Below are 19,215 nucleotides of genomic sequence, written 5' to 3' on the forward strand. Positions count from 1 at the left end.
ATAAGAAGATTTACTAACTTGTGAACAATATAAGCGGAAGGGCTAGTTCAAGCCTTTTCCGCCTTTTTTTGTTGTCATAACAGCGCCTTCTAAAAAAATTCATATATTATTTTTTTGTGAATGATATTTTCCTTTTTAGTAATTGTGGTATAGTAGTAGTTGTGCAAACGCAAAAAAACTATTTTAGGAGTGCAATTATTTAATGAAAAAGAAAATTTTGTTTACTACATTAGCCGCTGTCGGTTTGCTAGCTTTAGGGGCTTGTTCTAGCAGCAGCGAAAGCATGAGCGACGAAATCGCTACGTATAAAGGCGGTTCAATTACAGTCGAAGATTACTACGATGAAATCAAATTGAGCAGCACAAATACTAGCACATTACAAAACTTAATCATTTTTACCGTTTTTGAAGAAGTATACGGCGACGATGTCTCTGACGATGATGTGCAAGACCGTTATGACGAAATTGCTGCCAGCTATAGCGATTTTGATTCACAATTAGAAACTTACGGCTACACTGAAGAAACTTATAAGGCTGCCTTAAAACAAAACTTAGCTTTTGAAGCTGGTTTGAAGGCCAATGCTGAAGTAACTGACGAAGATTTAGAAACTGCTTGGGAAAGCTTCCACCCAGAAGTTGAAGCCCAAATCATTTCTGTCACTGATGAAGAAACTGCTAACAGCATCGTGGATCAATTAAACAACGGTGGCGATTTTGAAGAATTAGCTGCTGCCAATTCAACTAACAGCACTGTTGATTTCACCTTTGACTCTACTTCAACTGATGTACCTGATGAAGTGAAAACAGCGGCCTTTGAATTAGCCAATGACCAAGTATCTAGCGTAATCTCTGTAACTGATTCTTCTACTTACACAACTTACTACTATATCGTGAAAATGATTGCGACTTCTGATAAGGGCGATGATATGAGCGAATACGAAGATACTTTAAATGAAGTTGCCTTAGATACAATTACTGCTGACCAAACTTTCCGGACTGAAACCATTGCGAAAGTTTTACAAGATGCGAATGTAACGATGAAAGACGACGACTTCTCAAGCATATTATCAAACTATCTAACAACTACAAGCTCATCAACTAGTGATTCAGCAGCAACATCAAGTTCTGAAGCAACTTCAGATTCTTCTACCGCAGAATCTTCAACTGCTGAGTCTTCTACAACTGAATCATCCACTACAGAATCTTCAACAACTGAATCTAGTAGTGCAGCTGAATAATTAAAAATTGACCAGCCCTAGCTCGTGAGCTAAGGCTGGTTTTTTGATTCAAAAAATTCAGCTGCAATAACTAATAAAAGTGACCCCCAGAAATTAGCTTAAAAAACTAATTTTTAGAGGTCGCTTCACTTGTCATTTACAGCTGATTTTTCTGCTATTCAGTTTTCGGTACATAAAAGCTACGATTATCCATGCCGAAAATTCTTTCGGTGTATTGTCCTGGTTCCGTTTGCCGGATGGCTGAAAGCATCATTTGCATGGATGCATCTAAATTATCAATTTGATGCAAAATTTCCGCCTCCATAATCCGCGGACGAACGGGTGAACCGTATTCTAATAAGCCATGATGCGCCAAGACCATATGCCGCAGCACAATCACATCCTCCGCCTTTTCGTCAATTTTTAACTGAGTGCAAGCTTTGACAATTTCTTCGTCCACCATGACCAAATGGCCGACTAAATTTCCTTCAATTGTATATTCCGTGGCAACCGGTCCTGTCAATTCCATAACCTTCCCTAAGTCATGGAGTAAAATCCCCGCATATAGTAAAGAAGCATTTAGTTCTGGATATTCTTTAGCGATGCTTTTACCCAAATGCAGCATCGTCAATGTATGATAAGCTAAGCCCCCGGCAAAGGCGTGATGATTGCGTTTGGCCGCTGGAAACTCAAAAAATTCCTTTTGAAATTTATTCAATAAGAAACGAACAATTCGATTCCAATGGGCATTGGTGATTTCAAAAATCGTTTGATTGATTTCCTCTTCCATCGCTTCTCGCTTAATGGGCGCTCGTTCCATATACAAACTTGGATCAGCCGGCTCCTCCGGTTTCGCTAAGCGCAGATGCAAAATTTTAACCTGGGGATTTCCCTGATAAACTTCCCGCTTACCAGTTAGCGAAACAACCTTTCCAGCTGTGTAGCGATTAATTTCTTCTTCAGAGGCATCCCAGTATTTTCCATCGATAGTCCCGGAAGTGTCTTGGAAGGTAAAGGCGATAAATTTCTTTTTATTTTTAGCCAAACGGACATCGGCACCTTTAATCAAGACAAAAGATTCAAATTCTTCATCCAAGGTGAGCTGTTTAATTTTTTTCAAGGGAATTTCCTCCTAAATAATTTACCGATTGTTGAAACTCTTGATAATAGCTTAACATTTCCCGGTCAGAAGAGAAACAGATGATTTGCTGTTCCTTGCCAAATCCAGCCAAAAGTTTGGCTAATTGCTGCTTGCGACGATAATCATAATGAAGCCAGCCGTCATCAATCATAATCGGGGCTAACTGGCGATTTTTTTCTAAAGCTAAAAAGCCAAAACGAATCGCCATCATCACCTGATCTTTGGTGCCGGTGGACAATTCAAATAAAGAAAACGTCTGCCGTTGTGCTCGTAAAACTAAATCCTCTTGGTACTCAATGCTCTGATAACGTCCTTCTGTCAAAATCTCAATAAAGTGGCTGGCCTTATTCAATAACGCTGGCAATTGGACATTGGAAAGCTCCGTCGATAAATCGCCTAGAAGATTTTCGGCAATTTTGTACTTACTCCACTCAAGTGCTAACCGCTGAACCTCTGCTTCCAGCCCCGCCAGCTGAGCATATAGCTCATCTAAACGGCCGTCAGCTTCCATCTGTTGAATTTCTGCTGTCAATCGTTGTTCTTCCTGCAAACCCCTTTGATATTGTTGATTGGTGGCTTCAATTTCCTTGCGTAAAGCCGTCTGCCCATATTGAAATTCGGTTTTTGTCAGTTCTATCGGGAAAAACTCGGCGATCACTGGCTCTAATTCAACTAATCGCTTTTCTGCGGCCCGCAGCTGATTTTCAGCTTCAATAAAGGTCACCAAATCAGAAGGCTGCTTTAATTTGAATCGCTCCATAAAAGGCTGTAGCTGAGCCAAACTTTCCCGCTGCAATTTCGTCTGCTGCAAAAAATCCTGCTGAATAAATAAAATCTGCTGTTGACTTTGGCTAGCTTTGACCATCTGCATCTGGTGGGCAAAATCCTTAATCTGTTGGAAAATTTCTGGAATGCTGCTGTCTTTTAATGGCAGCCAGGGATTTAAAAACTGAATCTCGTGGAAAAATTGCTGCGCCTCTTGTTGGGCAGTTTCAAACACGGCCTGACCTTCAGAAAAATCCGCCAGTACCTTCAGATAATAAGTTAAATCCTGGAGGCCTTCAGAAAAGTTTTCCAAGGTCAGATTGCCTAAATGGTGACTGCGAATCACCTCTGAAAAGTTTTGCTGCAATTGCTTAAGGCTCATTTCATTAGTCTTTAGCTGCTCCTCATAGTCAAAAATCGCCCCTTGAACCTGATCCAACTGAACTAATTTTTCTTGCCACAGCTTTCTTGGACCAGTCTGTGGGCCAGCTGTTTTTTTTCGGCTTTGCTTATTAAGAAAAGTGAAATACCCACCGCCAATTAATAGTAAGCCAGCTAGAAGGAAACCTAAGCTTCTAGCAACGCCACTTAAAACTAACACACTAAAAATTCCTGCTAGAATACCACTGCCAATCAAAACTAGTGGCAATGTTTTAGTAGATGTTGAAGCTGGGTGTTGCAGATTTTCATCTGTTTCTAAAAGCTCTACCTCTTGATCTAGTTGCGCCCTTTGTTCATCTGCTAATTGTAAACGCAGCTGCAGTTGCTGTTCTTCTGATAACAGCTGTTGATAGTCAATTCGAAAGCGCTCCTGCTCCTCCGCTGATAAGGCCTGTGGCGGAAACTGCGGACTCCAGCCCCAAACTGCTTGATAATTTTCTAAAAAATCTTGATCCTTTTGATTGCCCCGTTGATTTAAGCGCTCCAAAACCACCCGCAGCTGCGGTTCTTTTTGCAGCACTTGCTGAATTTGTTCTTCATTTTCTAAGTAAAAATAAAAATCATTGCCTAAATTGCTGGTGTCCTGAGCCTTTTCCCGCTGCTTTGCCAACTCTTCAATCCGCTTGGCCAGCTGCTGATATTTTTGATATTCCTCATTTAAAAATGCTAATTCCTGATCAGAGATTTTTGGGTGTGCCTGCTGCAGCCGCTGCCACTCCTCATATTGCGGCCAATGGGCTTCCTGTTGGGCAAAGGTCAGATTATCCTCTTGCAATTTGGTATTTTTTTGGGCCAGCTGGTTTAACTCCTGCTGCAATTTTTCCCGTTGCTGAATCAAACGGCCAAAGCTTTCCTCTTGATCTTGCTTATCACGAACTTTTTTTTGCAATTGCTGCAATTGCCGCAGCTTCTCGTTTAGCGGCTGCCGCAGTCCCCGCCGTTTATAAATACTCTGGGCCTGATTATCAAAGCGCTGACGCGTTTGAAAAATATCAGCACTGCCGACAGCGCCAAGGGAGGTCAACAGCTCATGCAATTCATTTTCCTGCAGCTGATTTAAATCCGTCAACTGCTCTTGATTTAAAGTAAACACTTTGCGAAAACTATCTTCTGTCAAAGGGCTTAAGACCTTCGTCAAATAGTCTTCATCAAAGCGATTGCCCTCTTTAAAAACCGTCGCTTTGCCGCGATTTTTGCCACGGAAACGTTCAATCAGCAAGGTACCATAAACAGGATGTGAAATCCACAGTCGCCCGCCAAAACTGGCGCCATCTGCCGGTTCGTAACTGCGCCGACGCTTGCCTTTATTAGGAAAGCCAAAGAGCATCACAATAATAAATTGATACAAAGTTGACTTGCCCTCTTCGTTCAAGCCAAAAAACAGCTGATTTCCTTTAACAAAATCAAAATTTGTTTGCTGCCATTTGCCAAAGCCGGCAATTTCTGCTTTGATTAATTCCATCTTGTCCTCGTTTCTATCACTAACATAAATACTCTGTTAGTTTATGTTTACTCCTGCAGCTTAATTAATTTTTGCGTCGCCCTTAGCACCTGCTCTTGAAAATCGTCAGCCAAAATCCCCCGCAAATCTGGATTAGCCGTTAAATCCTTGAGGGCATTATTAAAAATTTCCTGATCCTGATATAACGCCAGACCTTGATTCAATAATTCTTCAGAAATCGGCAATCCGCTTTCGCTAGCGACAGACTCTAAATTAATCTCAGTCACAACAATCGGCTCATGAACCTGTTGCAGCTGTTGGTTTAATAAGCTTAAGGCTTCCCCTGACTGAACACGTTTGATAAATTCATTTCCCAATTGGTCATAATCTTGTAAACTCAGTCGTAAAAAAGTCTGCCGCTGAGTCGCTAGCGCTGCTTTGATTTTCCCCACAAAAGTTGCTCCCAATTGACCGATTTCTTTTAAATCTTTTAGGGAAATCGGCTGCGCCTGCCAGTCGACTTCAGCTACGGAAACAGCTTCAACTGAAAGATTACTGCCCTTAATATCAACTAATAAAACGCCAGTCCCACTATTTTCTTTTTGATTATGTCCTTGAGGCGTGCCAGCATAATAGCCCCGCTCAAAAACCTGCTGGCCCTTATGAATGTGCCCCAAAGCCCAATAATCATAGCCTTTTTCCGCCAGCTGTCCAACTTGAAACGGTGCATAACGATTTTTATTGCCGATTTCCCCGTGATAGATGCCAATATGATAATCGACCCGTTCCCGCAGTGGAAATTCCAAAGCCTTTTCCTCTACAATCCACGGTTTAGTAAAACTAAAACCGGAAAAAGCCACGGTTTCACCATTGGCTAAAGGAATAATTTTTGTGCTGACCTTTTCTTCTGTAAAAACGATTGCCTCTTCGGGAAAATGAAACCAAAATTTATTTTCTTGATAGTAATCATGATTACCAAAAATCACCACAATTTGAATTTTAGCCTGCGCCAATTGCTGCAAGCCATCAAAAAAAAGCCGTTGCATTTTTAAAGAGGACTGTACCTGATGAAACGTATCACCAGCTAAAATTACCGCGTCTACTTGCCGCTTTAACGCAATATCCAGCGTGTTCTGCCAAACTTGTTGATTGATTCCCTCTAAATTTGTAAAATCAATCCCTTGATTTTGCGGCAGACCCTCAAAGGCCCGGTCAAAATGAAAATCCGCTATATGTAAAAGTCGCATAAGGCCCTCCTTTTTTACTTTTGTTAATTTTATCATTCTTTGCTGGCAAATTCAGCAAAAAGGCGAAAATTTGTTCCCATAAAAAAACTGCCCCTTCAGTTGATTAGCAAGTAATATTTTGGAAAAAGACTGTTTTAGACAACCACTTGATAAATGATTTGCCTCAAAAATTAATAGTCTGTTTCAAAATTTTATTCTTGCTGTGCTGAAGTTGCAGTTATGTGATTATTTGAGTACAAGATTTTTCATATAAATCTCTCTACTATTTCGTTCTTAAAAAAATCCCATAAGCCCATGTAGAATTTTCACCAGATTCTATGCTGTCTTCTATAAAAAGAAAACAGCTAAAATCAAAACTTAATTCCTTCGTGAACTTATGGGATATCTCATAAAATTTTTAGTGCTTAATGCCCTTTACTAAGTCTGCCAGTACTTTGTTTGCACTGACACCATTATCTTTTTTGATGGCTTCCTCTGAAATAATAAAGGAACCGCCCACAGCGATAATGCCTTCAGTTGCTAGATATTCCAAGTAATTGGCGTCATTGATACCGCCTGTCGGTAAAAATTCAACATCGTAAAATGGTCCCCGCAATGCTTTGATAGCCTTTAAACCACCGTAAATATCGGCTGGGAAGAATTTCACGACTTTAATGCCATACTCGGTTGCCCGCTGAATATCACCAGGAGTAGCAGTGCCCGGAAAAATGGGAATGCCTTGTTGGATGCTGTACTCAATCACTGCTGGCACAACTGCTGGCGAAACGATAAATTGAGCACCGTTTTCAACTGCCTGCTGAGCTTGCTCCAGTGTCCGCACGGTGCCGGCTCCGACAATTAATTTTCCAGAAGCCGCCAATTTTTCAATTGCGGCAGCGGCCAAGCCACTGCGGAAGGTCACTTCGATAAATTTGACATCATTGGCAACTAAGATTTCTTCTAATTTATCTAAATAGGATAAATCTGTTGCTGTGTACAACGGCAATAATTTGGTTTCAGCAATTTGCTGATATAGTTGGTGATTCATATCTGCTAACATCAGAAAAGCCTCTTTTCTCGCAAATTTATTTTGAACTTTTGATAACTGCTTCGTGTAGCCCTTGCATGGATAAAATAGATTCAATATTTTTAAAACAATTCTATTAAGCGCTCTCAAAAATTCTAATAGTACCTCTAGCATACTTTACTTTCACAACTTTTTCCAATCTCTTATTAATTAAGGAAAAAAAAACTACAATTTTACTCTTTTACTTTGAACACTTGAAATCTCTTATCCCCGTATTTTTCTCAAAAAGATCAGCAACCCATCTCTTCTAGAGAAAGTTGCTGGCCTTTTTATGTCCTTTTGGCTGCAAAAAAGATAAATCCAAAAACAAAAAGTTTTTCTTATGGTAAAATTAAACAAAAGGAGCCGAAAATATGAATGAAACCCGTTACCATGAATTAAAGAAAATTCTAAATATTATTTTAGATATCGTTTTAGGAATCTTAGCTATTATCGTCTTAATCTTTATGGCCCGTTATCTGCTAGATTTGTGGCGCTTTATCTTTGAGCCTGTCAATTCAGACAACTTTACCATAATCATGTCGGAGATTACTTCCTTCTTTATGTTGTTTGAATTTGTGATGATGATTGTCCGCTATATTCAAGAAGGGCATCATATTCCGATTCGCTATTTAATCTTAATTAGCTTGACTGCGATTTTAAGACAGCTTTTGGTAATCCACGGAGAAGCTGAGCAAACTCTGCTCTTGTCGATTTCGATTCTCTTGTTGGTGATTGTCCTTTACATTTTGAACAAGGTCAGCACTTCATTTCACAATCATCATCATGACCAAGAAAATCCATAATCAAAAATTACCTGCTAAAAAAATTACATGACAGTTATTTAACTCTTCAAATTTTTCTGTGTTTAGAAAAATTTGAAGAGTTTTTTTGTGACGTTTTTACATTTAAAAGAAACAAATAATACTAATTTTCCAAAACAAGAAAAGACTGTCAAGCCATACGACTCAGCAAATCATTCACTTTTTACTCTTCAAAAAAATTACAAGAACGTTATTTTATCTATCTTTTTTTATAAAATCTGAAAAATTCTTGAAATAGAACGGAAAACCCTTGATAGCTCTAAGGTTTTCCACTTTTGTTATTTCAAAACCAGTTTCGGAACTACAGTAATTCGCTTAATCGGCTCTATACTATGGGTGTAGATTTGATTTATCGATAAATGGAATCCGCCAAAAAAAAATTTGGAGGACCCAAAAATGAAAGATACGAATAAAAAGTTGATGGTTGTAGGAATTTTAGTTGCTGGTGCGGTATTTGTCTCAGGTGGTGCCTTGGCATACCAATCACTAACTCCTGCAGACGTTGCAGATGCAGAAACTTTAAGCAGTGTTGACTTAGCTAATCAACTGGCTGCTGACAGTACAGAAGATTCAGTTCAATTAATCGAAAATGTTCCCGAAGCTGGTGATTCTCTCACAGATAATGTTGCACCGGTAATTACAACGGAAGATGTGACAATTGATGAAGGAACAGATTTAAATATTTTAGATGGTGTAACCGCCAAAGATAATGTTGATAAAGATGTAACAGACCAAATTCAAACAGAGGGTACAGTTGATACCCAAACACCCGGCACTTATGAAGTTAAATTGAGTGTCACTGATAAAGCCGGCAATACTGGAACGGCTACTAAGACAGTCACAGTCAATGAAGTTGTTCAACCTGAAGCAGTTGCGCAAACTGTTAGCCAAGATACAACGGCAGCAAGCTCTTCTACTACAACTGCTGATAATTCTTCAGCAGCGAGCGATTCTAGTAGCGCTTCTCAAAGTAACAGTACAACAACCAATGTTTCAGCAACTTCATCATATTCAGCAATGACCATGTACCTTGCTGGCACAGCCATCCCTTACCAAAATGGTGGCCAAGGCAGCGGTCAAAGCATTATTGACAGCAATCCCAACGGAACAATTTCCACTTGGGGAGGTGCAGCTGTTCAATCTGGTACAGATGGCTTAAACACACATTTTATTGGCCATAACCCTGGTATTTTCTCAGCAATTTTCAGTTTAGGTTCTGGCAGCCAGATTGTTGTTACTGACAGCAATGGCACACCAACCACTTACACAGTCTCTTCAATTTTCCAAGTGAATGATTCTGCTGTTGGTATTAGCGATGGTGTTAACTACTGGAGTACCATTACCGGAAGTGGCGGTGGTGAAAGAATCACCCTGCAAGCTTGTGTCAATGATACTGTTAATTTAATTGTCGTGGCCTACGCTTAGTCGTAAACTTCACGTCAATTGCAACGAAATAAAACCGAAGATCTCACTAGTCGGCCAAATGCAATTTGTTCAAATTTAGCAATCTGCATTTGGCTTTCTAGGAGATATTCGGTTTTTTTATTTTTTTCAAAACAAAAAAAGAGCATCTCCAACTTAAAATTTTAAAGTCAATTACCTACTCTTATAATTTTATCGTTGGAGAAGCTCTTTAGCTTTAAATTAATTATCCTTGATACATTTCCCGTACTGGTGTCATGATGATGCGGTTTAAGTCATTCATAATTGTGCTGAAGGCTTGTTCCTTTTCCATCATAGTATTAATTAATGGTGCAGCTTGAACTTTCGCTGCCATTTCCTGTGCGTTAGTAGCATCTTCATCGGTAATTTCTTGACCTTGCATGCTTTTTTCTTGTAATTGCATTTGCAATGCTTGGAAATCTTGGAACACTTGATACGCTTCACTATCTGCTTTGACTGCTTCAAAGGCTTCCTGTAAAGCTTTAAATTCTGGCAAAGTTCTGATTTCCCGTTCGATTTGATTGGCACTATCGTAAATATTAGACATTTGGATAAGCTCCTTTTCTTGATATCTTTTATTGTAACATGAAATCTAACTTTTGATAGGCAAAATTAGTCACCGGTAATTGAATTCCACCAGTCGCTGGCACCGCCGACAAGGTTGTCAAAGCCGTCTTTAATCTGACCACCAATCTCCTTCAAGCTATCGCCAACGCCACTCAATGAATCGGACCAATTGCTACTGCTATCAGAACTTGATTCACTGCTGCTTGATTCATTGTATTCTTCCGTTGAAACAACTTGACCATCTGTTAAGTAGGCGTCAACTACATCAAAGCTTGCCGACTCAACATACGGCAAAATGGCCTCTGTTTGTGCTTTGAAAACCGGGGATACCCCAGTGCTACTGGAGCCCTCCAGATAATGACTCTCATCGGTTGTCGGAAATCCCATCCAAGTAGCTATAACAATATTCGGTGTATAACCGACAATCCACTGGTCGCTGTTTGCTGTATCAGAGAAACTGGCTTCTTGAGTCCCAGTTTTTCCGGCCATCGTATACCCGCTAGGATTGGCTCTCGAGCCAGTCCCATTTGAAAAGACTCCCAAAAGCATACTCGTCATAGCATCCGTGACATCACTGCTGGTCACTCTTGAGCCACTTTGATCCGTGTTGTCAACAATCACGGCTCCGCTAGAATCAACAATTCTAGTAACTAGATGAGTATCATACAAGGTGCCACCATTGGCAAAGACAGCATAAGCCTCAGCCATCTGTTGCGGAGAAACACCTTTTTCCAAACCACCTAAGGCAAGACCATAATAAGCATCTGATTCTGCCAGTGGAATGCCAAATTTTTGGGTTTCTGCGTAGCCGACATCGACGCCAATTTCATTTAACAGCCAGACAGCCGGACTATTTAAGCTTTGGGCAACCGCCTGATACATCGGAACTTCGCCAGAATAGGTGCCGTCGTAGTTCTTGACATCATAATAATCCAGTGCCGTATCCTGTAAAATACTGCTCGGCGTGTAGCCGGCTTCCAATGCAGCCGTATAAACACTAACTGGTTTTAAGGTTGAGCCCGGTGCACGTTGTGTCTGGGTGGCATAGTTAAAGCCCCGCAGGGTATAATCGCCTCTCCCCCCCACCAAAGCTGTCACACCACCAGTATTGGGGTCAACAGCTACTGAGCCGGATTGAACAATTTGTCCATCTGCTGCCGCATCCGGGAAGAGATAATCATTTTCGTAAACTGTCTGCATGGCGTTTTGCTGATTTTGATCTAAGGCTGTATAAATCTGATAGCCTTCCTGTAGCAAATCTTCTTCGTTAATGCCATACTCGTTGGTAATTTCATTGATAACAGCATCAAAATAATAAGGATAGCTGTAGTCGTCTTTGGCTTCATAATTATCATATAGCAATGTTGTAATATCCACGCTGTTTTCAACATCATATTGCTCTTGGGTAATAACAGTATCCTCCAGCATCAAAGAAAGCACTGTACTTTTACGATTGTTAGCATTCTCTGGATTGTCGATTGGATTATAAATACTTGGTCCCTTCAGCATACCAGCCAGCATGGCCGCTTCGCTGAGGGTGACCTCACTAGCACTGACACCAAAATATTTTTGAGATGCATCCTCAACACCCCAAACTCCGTTTCCGAAAAAGGCATTGTTCAGATACATTTCTAAAATCTGATCCTTTGAATATTTTTTCTCAATTTCAATCGCCATAAATAATTCTTTGGCTTTCCGAGTTAAGGTTTGGTCTTGAGTTAAAAAAGCATTTTTAGCTAGTTGCTGGGTGATGGTACTACCACCGCCGGCAATCGAACCCGATCGCAACGAGTTAAATGCCGCCCGTAAAATCCCCTTAATACTGAAGCCATTATGACTATAAAAGGTTTTGTCTTCTGTGGCTATCACCGCCTGTTGAATATAAGATGAAATATTCGCCAAATCTGTGTAGGTACCCTTTTGGCCGAAAGTTCCTGTCAGCGAACCTGCTTCTTCCCCATCTTTATCATAAACGACGGTGGAGGCCCGCAAGTTTGATTCCAAATCGGCTACATCGACTGATTTAGCAACTGTATAAAGATAAATGCTGGTAACTAAAACTGCCACTAAGGATAATAAAATAATAATTTTATTGATGTGATATTTTTTCCAAATCCGCTTACGAGCTTGATGAAACTTCGATAGATAAGGCTTAAGCCAGTGCCAAAACTTTTTTAACCCTTCGCCGATTTTTTTTAAAATTCCTTGAAAATCCATTTAAGGCTACTCCGTTTCCAATAAAAATTGTAAAATATGCTATATAGTTTACCATAAGTCTAACTGTTCTAAAATTTTAGGATAGCCCTCTGATTATAGAGGATAAATGTAAGGAATATCCTACAAAACTATTAAATATCTGATAAATTTTAAGGAGCTCCCATGGAATATACAATTACATTGCCGGAAAATCATCCGGAAATCACGCTGCGCCAGCTTTTGGAAGAAGAGTGGCTAGTCCCACGAAAAGTCCGCCATTTTTTACGGATACGTAAAAATGTTGCCGTCAACAAGCAAACCGCTATGTTTCACCAAATTGTTCGCAGTGGCGATCAAATTACGCTAGTCTTGGAGGCTGATGATTATCAGTATCAAGCGATAGCACTAGGCAATCCCGCATTGATTAACGTTCTCTTTGAAGATGAGCATGTCATCATTGTCAACAAACCGGCTGGCATTAAAACTCATCCAAATCAGCCGACAGAAAATGATACTTTACTCAATCACTTAGCCGCCTATCTGAAACCAGCAGGAACTCAACCGTTTGTCGTTCATCGTTTGGACAAAGAAACCAGCGGCTGTATCGTCTTTGCCAAAAATCCGCTGGTATTGCCGATTTTAGGTCGTCTCTTGGAAAGTAAGCAAATTCAACGGTTTTATCAAGCAATCGTTGAAGGGCAGTTGTCAAAAGATTTAACGATTTCAAAAAAAATCGGCCGTGACCGTCATGATCGTCGCAAACGAATCATCGATTCTAAAAATGGCCAAGCAGCAATCACCCATGTGCATGTCCTCAAAAGCGGTGCAACATCAAAAATAATTTGCCAGTTGGACACTGGCCGCACCCATCAGATTCGTGTGCATTTATTAAGTATCGGGCATCCGCTAGTCGGTGATCCTTTGTATAATCCCGGTAGTCGTAAGCAGCGGCTAGCTCTTCACGCCTATCAGCTTAAAATGCCCCACCCCTTTTCTAAAAAAGAAATCTTGGTCACAGCCGAGCCTGGATTATGGTAGAGCCTCTAGGAAAACTTGACAAGCTGAAAGCACAAATGCTACACTGCTGATAATTTCATACACAAGTGTTGAGAAGAACGAGTACTTTAAGTGGTATTTTACAGAAAGTAGCCGGCTGATGAGAGGCGCAAAGAAAACTTTTAGGAATACATCTTTGAGCTGTCACCTGAATTTTTAGTAGGGGAATCGGGCTTGCGTCCGTTAAAAACGCACAAGTATCAGAGGTACTTGTTGAGGGAAATTGTCAGAGCAATTTCTGAATTTAGGTGGTAACACGTCTGTTGGACGTCCTTTAGCTGAATAAGCTGAAGGGCGTTTTTTTATTTTTTAAAGGAGTGGTTAAAATGCAAGCAGAAGAACAATTGGTCATGATTAAAAAAGGTGTGCAGGAAATTATTTCAGAGGCGGATTTATTAAAAAAATTAGAAAATTCCATTGCCACCAAAACACCATTGATTATCAAACTAGGGCTAGACCCTTCTGCTCCAGATATCCATTTAGGGCATGCTGTGGTTTTACGGAAAATGAAACAGCTGCAAGACTTAGGCCATCACGTTGTCTTAATTATCGGCGATTTCACCGGCCAAATCGGTGACCCGACTGGAAAGGCTCAGGGACGCCAGCAATTATCAGCCCAACAGGTTCAAGCAAATGCCGAAACCTACGTTACACAGCTGACCAAGATTTTAGATTCGCAAAAAACGTCCGTTCGTTTTAATAGTGAGTGGCTGACTAAAATGAATTTCGCTGAGGTGCTGCGTTTGGCTAGCAGCACAACCATTTCCCGCATGTTAGAGCGGGATGATTTTCAAACACGCTACCGCAATCAAGTACCGATTGGTCTGCATGAATTTTTCTACCCCTTGATGCAGGCTCAAGATTCTGTGGCTATTTCAGCTGATATTGAGTTAGGCGGCACCGATCAAACCTTTAATATTTTGATGGGGCGGCAATTGCAGCAACAACAAAATTTAGCAAAACAGGTCGCCATTTTTATGCCGCTATTAGAAGGCTTAGATGGCATTCATAAGATGAGCAAAAGTTTAAATAATTACATCGGTGTTAATGAAGCCCCGCCGATTATGTTCAAAAAAGTCATGGAGGTGCCGGATAAGTTAATTATCAAATACTTTGAATTAGCGACAGATCTTCATCCTCAGCAGATAAATGAACTATCCCAACGGCTGGCGGCTGGTGAAAATCCCCGAGATATTAAGTTGGAATTAGCTCTTGAAATTACCACCCTATACCACGGCAGCCCTCTGGCAGAAGCAGCGGCTCAAGAATTCAAAAAAGTTTTTAAGCAGGGGGCTATGCCAGAAGCTATGCCGCTGATTGAGCTTCAGCAGGCGACAACTTTGGAAAATTTGCTGCCATTATTAATTGAAAAGAAAATTATTGCCAGTAAAAGTGCCTTTCGTCGACTATTGCAGCAAAAAGGCGTCCATCTAAATCAACACTTGTTAGAACTTGAAGATTTATCTTTGACTATCACGTCTGGCGATATTTTAAAAATCGGCAAGAAGAATTTTTACCGTTTTGATTGAAATGATTGTAACGGCTGAGCCAGTATTTGTACTGTCACTAAGCAGCGAGGACCCAGTTTGATAAATAATACATTCTGTTTCAAACCAAAAAAACTGCTGCAAATCAGTTTTCACCGACTTGCAGCAGTTTTGTGAGGTAATTATTTTGTTTCGTCGTTTTTCTCGTCTTTTAACATGGCTTTGCGGGAAGCATTCACCCGGCCTTGTCTGTCGATTTCCGTTACTTTCACCAGCACTTCATCGCCAAGTTTCACAACGTCTTCCACTTTGTTAACCCGTTCGTTAGCTAATTGCGAGATATGCACTAATGCATCTTTGCCTTTGATTAAATTCACGAAGGCGCCAAATTTTTCAATACGGACCACTTTACCTAAGTAAACTTCGCCAACTTGAATTTCTTTGGTTAAGTCTTGGATGATCTTGATGGCTTTTTGAATCATTTCCGCATCCGCAGAAGCGATGCTGACGTTACCTTCTTGATCGATATCAATTTTAACGCCGGTTTCGTCGATGATACCATTGATGGTTTCGCCGCCTTTACCGATGACGTCTTTGATTTTGGCTGGTTCAATTTGAATCATTTCAATCTTAGGTGCATACTTGCTTAATTCTTTCCGTGGTTCTGCTAAGGTTGAAGTTAATTCAGCTAAAATTTCCATCCGTGCTTTTTTGGCTTGTGTCAAAGCTTCAGATAGAATTTGTTCGGTGATTCCTTGGATTTTAATATCCATTTGTAAGGCGGTGATACCGTCTTTAGTCCCAGCCACTTTAAAGTCCATGTCGCCTAAATGGTCTTCTAAGCCTTGAATATCTGTTAAGATGGTGTAATTTTCCCCATCAGATACTAGACCCATCGCAATTCCGGCAACCGGTGCTTTAATCGGCACACCAGCATCCATCAAAGCTAAGGTGCCTGCACAGATACTTGCTTGAGAAGAAGAACCGTTTGATTCTAAAACTTCTGCTACTAAACGAATTGTGTAAGGGAAGTCTTGTTCACTTGGAATCACTTGAGCTAAGGCCCGTTCACCTAGCGCACCGTGACCAATTTCCCGACGACCTGGTGAACCGGCACGGCCAGTTGAACCAACTGAAAATTGTGGGAAATTATAATGATGGATAAAGCGTTTTGAATCCTCCACGCCTAAGCCGTCAATAATTTGATGTTCCCCAAGGGGTGCTAAAGTTGCCGCTGACAATGCTTGCGTTTGTCCCCGTGTGAATAAACCAGAACCATGGACCCGTGGTAAGATACCGACTTCTGAAGACAATGACCGAATTTCGTCTAATTTACGGCCATCAGGACGGATTTTATCAATGGTAATTAATTCCCGAACGACATCTTTTTCTAAGTCCTCGGCAATTTGTTTGATTTCTTTGGTGATTTGTACTTGGTCAATGTCTTCTAATTCAACATTGGCATATTTTTCACCGTAAACTTCTTTAACTTTTTCTTTGACGGCTTCAATATTGTCTTCCCGAGCTAATTTTTCTTCGGTTAAGACCGCTTCCTTCATCACAGGATAATATTCAGCAAAGATTTCTTTTTTCAAGTCTGGATTGACTTCCAATAAAGTCACAGTCATTTTTTCCTTGCCGACTGCCGCAACGATTTCTTCTTGGAAAGCGACTAATTCTTGGATGGCCGCAAAACCAAAGAGCAAAGCGCCTAGCATATCTTCTTCTGAAACTTCTTTGGCACCAGATTCCACCATGTTAATCGCTTTTTTAGTACCAGCAACCGTTAAGGAAATATCGGTTTGTTCGGCTTGTTCAACAGTTGGGTTTAAGACATATTCACCATTGACCCGACCGACATCCACACCAGCAATTGGACCATCAAAAGGAATATCTGAGATAGCTAAAGCCAATGATGAACCAAACATTGCCGCCATTGAAGGTGAGCAATCTTGTTCAACACTCATGACGATGTTGGTTACTTGGACTTCATTTCTGAAGCCATCAGCAAACATCGGCCGAATTGGACGGTCAATTAAGCGGGCAGTTAAGGTTGCGTCGGTGCTTGGACGGCCTTCCCGTTTAATAAAGCCTCCCGGAATTTTTCCGACAGCATACATTTTTTCTTCGTAATTAATCGTCAATGGGAAGAAATCAGTATCCTTGGCTTCTTTTGAGGCTACAGCAGCACTTAGTACAACTGTGTCGCCATAACGAACCAAAACAGCTCCATTGGCTTGTTTGGCCATTTGTCCGATTTCAACTTCCAGCGGGCGTCCGCCCCAGTTTGTTTTAAAAACTTGTTTTTCTGACATATTCTGCTCCTTTTTTCCAACTTGCCCTGACACGCTACTAAACAAATGAAAATTTAAAAAAATTTCAAACTTTCATTTGGTTAGTAGAAGGTCTCTTGGCGGTTGGAGGGGTTTATTTTTGCGCCTTAAAACAGGCGGTAGATCCTACAGAAAAAAAGTGAGATCCCCTTGGAACCCCACTTTCCTTTGATTAACGACGTAAGCCTAAGCGTTGGATTAATTCGCGGTAACGTTGAACGTCAGTTTTACGTAAGTAAGCTAACAAGTTACGACGGTGACCAACTTTTTTCATTAGTCCACGGTAAGAATGGTGATCTTTTTTGTGAACTCGTGCATGCTCATTCAGGTGATTGATTTCTTCCGTTAATACAGCGATTTGTACTTCTGGTGAACCAGTATCTCCTTCATGGCGAGCGTAATCAGCGATGATTTCGTTTTTGCGTTCTTTTGAAATTGCCATGTTTTCCACCTCTTTCTAAAATATTCTCCCCATGACTGAGTAAGACGTTGGTGATTCGTCAAACCAAGTGATAGGCGGTGCCTTAGCACAGAGTATACTTTACTTGAATTTGTTAAAAAAAGCAATAGTCCGACCTGTGAAAGCCGGCTTTTTTTAGGGAATTTTTAGGGAATCTCAGAAATTGCTTTCAGTTGCTGTCCTTAGACAAAACAGCAAGCTGCCAGTGATAATTTTCTTAAGAAAAGTTTTCGCTGAAAAAGCTATCGGTCAACAACTCTATACCATTGCCAAAAATTTGTGTTAAACTTAGTTCACGAGAATCAATTAAAGAACAGCTGACCAGCCTTTTCAGGTCCATCTTTAATTGAAGGAAGGGGATTTAGAATTTTGATTACCATGGAAAATATTATCCGCGAAGGCCATCCAACCCTGCGGGAAGTCGCTAAAGAAGTCAGCTTGCCACTCTCTGAAGAGGATGTGCAGTTAGGTAAAGATATGCTGGAATTTTTAATCAACAGCCAAGACCCCGTCAAGGCTGAGGAATTGCAACTACGGGGAGGCGTTGGTTTGGCGGCTCCGCAATTAGATATTTCGAAAAGAATTATCGCCGTCCATGTACCCAGTGACGATCCTGAAAAACCAGAGCCCCAGTTAAGTGCGGTCATGTACAATCCAAAAATTGCCAGCCACTCTGTTCAAGATGCCTGCCTTGGTGAAGGCGAAGGCTGTTTATCAGTTGACCGAGAAGTGCCCGGCTATGTCGTTCGCCACGCACGAGTGACGGTCACTTATACTGACGCAACAGGGCAGCAGCAAAAAATCCGCTTGAAAAATTATCAAGCGATTGTCGTTCAGCATGAAATTGATCATTTAAACGGTGTGATGTTCTATGACCACATCGATGCTGAAAATCCATACGCCTTAAAAGATGGCGTCTTAGTTTTAGAATAAACCATAATATAATACCAGTTCCCTGACTTAATCAAAGGCCACCAAAAACCAAAATTTTTGGCGCTTTCCCTTACAATTTAAGTCGAGGAACTGGTATTTCTATTTTTCTTGATATAGAATCTGCTGCTCCTGTAAGGCTTGTTTAATTTTGACTAAATCAGCTTCTGTCTGAAAACGAATCGTGTGCAGATGAATCCCTTCCGTCAATTCTGACAGCAAGGTGGCTTCAGCTTTTTGATAGTCTGCAATAAAGCGACGAACATCTGCAAAGGTTTTGATTTGCAAATTTCCCTGCAATTCCCCATATAAGGGATGCTCGACAATTACATCTAAAATTTCCCCGCCGTTTGCCACGATTATATTCAGCTCTTCCTCCGTTTGGTCCGGACCGTGCTGGACGGCAATTTTTGCGGTGGTGCCGCTCTCATCACCGGCTAATAAATAACCTCTGGCGGTGGCCATAATCTGTTGACCGCTGGCTCTCAATAAAGCCACGTCACCAACAATAATTTGGCGGCTCACCCCTAATTCTTTCGCAAACTTTTGGGCACTGATTGGTTTTTCAGCCTCCTTTAAAGCGGCGATAATCATTTCTTTTCTTCTTTGTCCATCATTCATTG

At 40.9% G+C, this 19,215-nt stretch carries 15 protein-coding genes and 1 other annotated feature; of the genes, 6 read left to right on the forward strand and 9 right to left on the reverse strand.

What is annotated here, in order from left to right; all coding sequences use genetic code 11:
• The first annotated feature begins 202 nt into the window (after positions 1 to 202).
• Positions 203 to 1,237, forward strand: a complete 1,035-nt coding sequence (locus ORH16_RS03550; protein WP_265456283.1) for a peptidyl-prolyl cis-trans isomerase — start codon at positions 203 to 205, stop codon at positions 1,235 to 1,237.
• A gap of 154 nt (positions 1,238 to 1,391) precedes the next feature.
• Here ORH16_RS03550 and ORH16_RS03555 read toward each other — a convergent pair whose 3' ends face one another.
• The 4 genes from ORH16_RS03555 to ORH16_RS03570 form a co-directional block, all read right to left on the reverse strand.
• A complete protein-coding gene (locus tag ORH16_RS03555; protein ID WP_265456284.1) occupies positions 1,392 to 2,336 on the reverse strand; it encodes a 3'-5' exoribonuclease YhaM family protein in 945 nt (314 codons plus the stop codon).
• A complete protein-coding gene (locus ORH16_RS03560; RefSeq protein WP_265456286.1) occupies positions 2,323 to 5,025 on the reverse strand; it encodes an ATP-binding protein in 2,703 nt (900 codons plus the stop codon). The genes ORH16_RS03555 and ORH16_RS03560 overlap by 14 nt, the downstream gene beginning before the upstream one ends.
• A gap of 47 nt (positions 5,026 to 5,072) precedes the next feature.
• Complete coding sequence (locus ORH16_RS03565; protein ID WP_265456287.1) at positions 5,073 to 6,251, reverse strand: metallophosphoesterase family protein; 1,179 nt, start codon at positions 6,249 to 6,251, stop codon at positions 5,073 to 5,075.
• Positions 6,252 to 6,648: 397 nt separating this feature from the next.
• Positions 6,649 to 7,290 (reverse strand): bifunctional 4-hydroxy-2-oxoglutarate aldolase/2-dehydro-3-deoxy-phosphogluconate aldolase, encoded by a 642-nt coding sequence (locus ORH16_RS03570; RefSeq protein WP_265456289.1) that lies wholly within the window; start codon positions 7,288 to 7,290, stop codon positions 6,649 to 6,651.
• 380 nt (positions 7,291 to 7,670) lie between these two features.
• On the opposite strand from ORH16_RS03570, the gene psiE reads away from it, so the two are divergent.
• Complete coding sequence (gene psiE / locus ORH16_RS03575; protein WP_265456291.1) at positions 7,671 to 8,102, forward strand: phosphate-starvation-inducible protein PsiE; 432 nt, start codon at positions 7,671 to 7,673, stop codon at positions 8,100 to 8,102.
• A gap of 414 nt (positions 8,103 to 8,516) precedes the next feature.
• Positions 8,517 to 9,545, forward strand: a complete 1,029-nt coding sequence (locus ORH16_RS03580) for an immunoglobulin-like domain-containing protein (protein WP_265456292.1) — start codon at positions 8,517 to 8,519, stop codon at positions 9,543 to 9,545.
• 223 nt (positions 9,546 to 9,768) lie between these two features.
• Here ORH16_RS03580 and ORH16_RS03585 read toward each other — a convergent pair whose 3' ends face one another.
• Together ORH16_RS03585 and ORH16_RS03590 are read right to left on the reverse strand one after the other, a co-directional pair.
• On the reverse strand, positions 9,769 to 10,110 hold the full coding sequence (locus ORH16_RS03585) for a YlbF family regulator (RefSeq protein WP_265456295.1): 342 nt from the start codon (positions 10,108 to 10,110) through the stop codon (positions 9,769 to 9,771).
• A 65-nt stretch (positions 10,111 to 10,175) separates the two neighbouring features.
• A complete protein-coding gene (locus ORH16_RS03590; RefSeq protein ID WP_265456296.1) occupies positions 10,176 to 12,347 on the reverse strand; it encodes a PBP1A family penicillin-binding protein in 2,172 nt (723 codons plus the stop codon).
• 162 nt (positions 12,348 to 12,509) lie between these two features.
• On the opposite strand from ORH16_RS03590, the gene ORH16_RS03595 reads away from it, so the two are divergent.
• Together ORH16_RS03595 and tyrS are read left to right on the forward strand one after the other, a co-directional pair.
• Positions 12,510 to 13,364 carry an RluA family pseudouridine synthase gene (locus ORH16_RS03595; protein ID WP_265456298.1) on the forward strand — a complete coding sequence of 285 codons (855 nt, stop codon included), beginning with the start codon at positions 12,510 to 12,512 and terminating at the stop codon, positions 13,362 to 13,364.
• A 59-nt stretch (positions 13,365 to 13,423) separates the two neighbouring features.
• Positions 13,424 to 13,660 (forward strand) — a binding site (T-box leader).
• Positions 13,661 to 13,708: 48 nt separating this feature from the next.
• Positions 13,709 to 14,911, forward strand: coding sequence for a tyrosine--tRNA ligase (gene tyrS, locus ORH16_RS03600; RefSeq protein WP_265456300.1), 1,203 nt, complete (start codon positions 13,709 to 13,711; stop codon positions 14,909 to 14,911).
• Positions 14,912 to 15,051: 140 nt separating this feature from the next.
• Here tyrS and pnp read toward each other — a convergent pair whose 3' ends face one another.
• Both pnp and rpsO read right to left on the reverse strand, forming a co-directional pair.
• Positions 15,052 to 17,184 (reverse strand): polyribonucleotide nucleotidyltransferase, encoded by a 2,133-nt coding sequence (gene pnp / locus ORH16_RS03605; RefSeq protein ID WP_265456302.1) that lies wholly within the window; start codon positions 17,182 to 17,184, stop codon positions 15,052 to 15,054.
• 190 nt (positions 17,185 to 17,374) lie between these two features.
• On the reverse strand, positions 17,375 to 17,644 hold the full coding sequence (gene rpsO / locus ORH16_RS03610) for a 30S ribosomal protein S15 (protein WP_265456304.1): 270 nt from the start codon (positions 17,642 to 17,644) through the stop codon (positions 17,375 to 17,377).
• 387 nt (positions 17,645 to 18,031) lie between these two features.
• Between rpsO and def the strand changes: the two genes are divergently transcribed.
• On the forward strand, positions 18,032 to 18,595 hold the full coding sequence (gene def / locus ORH16_RS03615; protein ID WP_265456306.1) for a peptide deformylase: 564 nt from the start codon (positions 18,032 to 18,034) through the stop codon (positions 18,593 to 18,595).
• A gap of 99 nt (positions 18,596 to 18,694) precedes the next feature.
• On the opposite strand, the gene ORH16_RS03620 is transcribed toward def, so the two are convergent.
• Positions 18,695 to 19,213 carry a transcription repressor NadR gene (locus ORH16_RS03620; RefSeq protein WP_265456308.1) on the reverse strand — a complete coding sequence of 173 codons (519 nt, stop codon included), beginning with the start codon at positions 19,211 to 19,213 and terminating at the stop codon, positions 18,695 to 18,697.
• Positions 19,214 to 19,215 lie beyond the last annotated feature (2 nt).

This window comes from Enterococcus sp. HY326 (assembly GCF_026157065.1).
Classification (GTDB): domain Bacteria; phylum Bacillota; class Bacilli; order Lactobacillales; family Enterococcaceae; genus HY326.